This is a genomic window from Bacillus sp. JJ1609 (assembly GCF_036967045.1).
GTDB lineage: Bacteria > Bacillota > Bacilli > Bacillales > Cytobacillaceae > Mesobacillus.
The window spans coordinates 70,039-73,594 of record NZ_JBALSS010000020.1 but is presented as its reverse complement, the minus strand read 5'-3'; the positions used below and the strand labels follow the sequence as shown (position 1 = coordinate 73,594).

Below are 3,556 nucleotides of genomic sequence, written 5' to 3'. Positions count from 1 at the left end.
GGAGTCTACGCGCCTTCCTATACAATCAACAGGGTGTTAAAAATCAGCATACAGCTTTAACAGAGCCAAAATAAGAATAAGAAGCAGGGTTGATCTGCTTCTGTTGAATTTATGCTAGAACCCATTTTTTGAGTGCCTGGGCGACTCCGTGTTCGGTATTTTTCCCTGTAATGTCATCCGCCGCTTTTTTTACTGTTTCCTGTGCATTGCCCATTGCTATACCTAACCCTGCCTCGGAAATCATGGCAATATCATTCAAGCTGTCACCTACAGCCATGACATTTTCCATTGAAATACCAAGCAGGCTGCATACCTTTTGCAGGCCTTTTGCCTTGTTGATTCCTATTGCATTTACTTCAATATTGACCAGGCTCGAATTACTAATTTCAAATAAGCCTTTAGCCTCCAGCTCTTTCAGCACTTTTTCCCGGATGTCATCTTCTTCGATGTGGAATCCAAACTTTAGCCACTCTTGTGAAAGGACATCTTCAGGCATTTCATTGTTCCAGTTATTTTCAGTGCTTATTGCCCAAAACTTCGCGTTGTTCTGTCTGGATAGATCATGCATCCATTGGATATGCTCTGTGGCTACTGGAGTCCGTTCAACAAGTTCTCCATCGGGACCCCAAATTTCACTGCCGTTAACAGTAACTAGATAGGACGATAACTCAAGTGATAAAACATAATCTCTTGCCGTTTTCAGGCTTCGGCCCGTACTTAGTACAACTTTAACTCCTTTTTTTTCAGCTTCCTTGATAGCCTGCCGATTTTCCTCAGAAACCTCGTGATGTTCGTTTAATAGAGTTCCGTCCATATCCAGTGCGATCAGTTTTATTTCTGGTCGATTATTTTCCAAACCTGTCCTCCAATCTCCTTTTCTAAGCAAGGGGTGAGTTATAAGACTAATTATGGCTATTAATACTTTCGATTGCCTGCTTTACAGTCGAGAACGTTTTAATACTAGAAAAATCAACGCCTCCCTCTACAGCTGCCTGAGCCAGTTCAGGTCTCATCCCTGTTGCGATTGAGTCCACTCCCAACAGCCGGAGCACATTATGGATATCAAATACATGCTTGGCAATTGTAGAGTCGATTGTAACGATACCTGAAAAATCAATGATCAGACATTGTGTTTTTTGTTTTGCAACTAAGGGAACAGCACGTTCCATGATAAGAGTTGCCCGGTCATGGTCCATCTTGCCAACAAGTGGCAAGACCGCGATATTTTCCTGGACAGGGACAACAGGAGTCGAAAGGATATTAACTTCGTCCTGTACTTCCTTCATCAGTTTTGAATTTTGTCTTTCAAATGCAAATACAGTTTCGTTAATGCTTATATCAAGCATGTTGTTAACTCGTTTATTGATCCAAATTAAGTCCTCGACTTTAAGGTCATGTCTTAAACAAATTTCAGCCATTTTATCAATGAATACAAGTCTTGTTGGTGGATAACGGAGGATAATATCTGAAACTCTTCCTCCTTTTGCTGCTTCTCGTTCCCCATTATTTCGGCTCCATTCAAGCAAAGCGTCAGGAGTAGTTTCATCAGAGTTTTTAATGGATTCACCCAGAAAACCTAAATACTCTGTATAGACTTCAATCGCCTGGTTGATTTCTGACTGTGGAATTTCAACCCCAATTCGATCAACTATCTTTTCTACCATTTCCTTTGAGATTTTTTCTGAATTTTGCTGTAGTTCATTTGCCACCGCTGTAATTGAATTCACCAAGGTCACATCCCTTTTATATCTCTAATCTTTAATTATTCATATTGATTTTTCGTATCAAATCAAGTTTTAACAATAGAATACACTTTTATTTAAAAATTATCTTCCCTCAACCTAATGATATTTGATAGAGAACACAAAAATAATTAGGTTGGCCTAGGAAGATATTACTCATTTTAAGCAGCTAAATGCAAATGAATAGAGTGTTTATTTATTCTTTACGTGAAAAAACACCGGCTTGGATAACCGATGCTTTGTTATAACATATTTATTAATATTCCTTTGAAATTCTGGTGGATTGAAAGAACTCTTTCTCCGGTTTCATCCACTTTGTACCCTTATCGGATACTAGATATATTCCCTTATCTAAATCATAATAGACTTCAATATGGAATGATCCAGCATCTATTGTGCTTTTTCCCCCATAAGGAGTCCTTTCTTTATTCTGATCAAATGCTCCATTAATCATTGAAATAATTTCACTGATGGTTTTTTTATCGGTTATTTCAAAACAGTCTTTACTTCGCTCTGGCTGTTCGTTAATACAGATTGACTCAGGCTGGTCTTCGATCCATGAAGATACAATCATTCTCTCTCTCTTATCAAAAATAACTTCGGTCTGATTCTGATTCTTAAAGTATCCTGCTCCAATATACAACTCCCATTGCTGCTCTTTTTTATGCCAGGAGGACATGAAGCCAGCGCCATCTTCATTATGATTGTCAGAGGACTGGATATAGACTTCTTCCCAGCCGTTTTCGGGTAGAACTTTCTTATAATAGGCCAATATTTCTTCCCAATGATCTCCTTCAATGACATACTCAGGATTACCATCAGGACTTAATCCTTTAAATAGAGGAACATCTTTCGAGCGTTCGGGTATAAAACTCTGTCCTGCATAGCGTTCTTCCCTTTCTATCTGGAAAATATATAAACCTCCTGCTACTAAAAGTAAACCCAAAATAACGAGTATTGTTCTTTTCAATGTCAATCATTCCCCGGTAGGTTTTACTTTTATAATAATGCAAAAAATGGAAAAGTTAAATATGCAGTTAGTCTGATTAAATATAGCGTTTTTCGCTAACACATAAATATAAACTATTTCGATACTAAATTGATCTTCAAATCTTTTGTTGCAAATGTAATTTAAGAAGAAATGAAAGACCGTATATTAAAGGTCATCATTCCCTTTTTATATAAAAAGGATTATACTGTATGTACTAAAAAATAATGTCCAGGAGGCACACTAAATGACAAACAATACTGAAGAACCGAAGAAAAAGTTGAGCTTGCAGGAAGCAATCAAACAACAGCTTGAAAATAAGATGAAAAGCGCAGCTGGTGGTAAAGGCAGCTCAAACCACATGGACCAGACAAAGAAAATGAAGAGTCAACAGACGAAAAAAGTCAGCAACCAGCGCAGAAAAATGGGTGTGTAATGACCGGACAAAACCGAAAGGACATTTCACCAGGTCTAAAAGTGAATATTGTTCTAAAAGAGGATCAAAGGTCGGGTAAACTTACAGCAGGAGTTGTAAAGGACATCCTTACCAATTCAAGTACTCACCCACATGGCATCAAGGTTAGGCTTGAAGATGGACAGGTCGGCAGAGTGAAGGAAATATTAAACAAAGAAAAGCATTAAAGGATTATTCCTTTAATGCTTTTCTTATTAATAAATATATTGGCTGTTTTTATAACCATTGTTGCTATGGTTCTTTGAGGCTTCTCAGGACCATTCTTTTTCCAATTTATGTTCTTTTAGGTAACCCAAGAGCCCTTATTGGTGTCCACTATTTCCAATTTTTGCTCTTTTAGGTAACCAAGAG

The 3,556-nt window shown here is 37.7% G+C and carries 5 protein-coding genes; 2 read left to right on the top strand and 3 right to left on the bottom strand.

Features of this window, described 5'->3' with window-relative positions; genetic code table 11:
* Positions 1-109: 109 nt before the first annotated feature.
* The 3 genes from V7654_RS15660 to V7654_RS15650 form a co-directional block, all read right to left on the bottom strand.
* A complete protein-coding gene (locus tag V7654_RS15660; protein ID WP_335431501.1) occupies positions 110-856 on the bottom strand; it encodes a Cof-type HAD-IIB family hydrolase in 747 nt (248 codons plus the stop codon).
* 46 nt (positions 857-902) lie between these two features.
* Complete coding sequence (locus V7654_RS15655) at positions 903-1,727, bottom strand: STAS domain-containing protein (RefSeq protein ID WP_335431500.1); 825 nt, start codon at positions 1,725-1,727, stop codon at positions 903-905.
* A 271-nt stretch (positions 1,728-1,998) separates the two neighbouring features.
* Positions 1,999-2,712 (bottom strand): hypothetical protein, encoded by a 714-nt coding sequence (locus tag V7654_RS15650; protein ID WP_335431498.1) that lies wholly within the window; start codon positions 2,710-2,712, stop codon positions 1,999-2,001.
* 265 nt (positions 2,713-2,977) lie between these two features.
* Here V7654_RS15650 and V7654_RS15645 point away from each other — a divergent pair, with 265 nt between their 5' ends.
* A complete protein-coding gene (locus V7654_RS15645) occupies positions 2,978-3,166 on the top strand; it encodes a hypothetical protein (protein ID WP_335431497.1) in 189 nt (62 codons plus the stop codon).
* Positions 3,166-3,372, top strand: a complete 207-nt coding sequence (locus V7654_RS15640; RefSeq protein ID WP_335431496.1) for a YwbE family protein — start codon at positions 3,166-3,168, stop codon at positions 3,370-3,372. Before V7654_RS15645 ends, V7654_RS15640 begins: the two co-directional genes overlap by 1 nt.
* Positions 3,373-3,556: the final 184 nt, after the last annotated feature.

Coding starts and splice junctions, on each gene's coding strand:
- V7654_RS15640 (WP_335431496.1), top strand. CDS start 3,166: ATGACCGGACAAAACCGAAAGGACATTTCACCAGGTCTAAAAGTGAAT.
- V7654_RS15645 (WP_335431497.1), top strand. CDS start 2,978: ATGACAAACAATACTGAAGAACCGAAGAAAAAGTTGAGCTTGCAGGAA.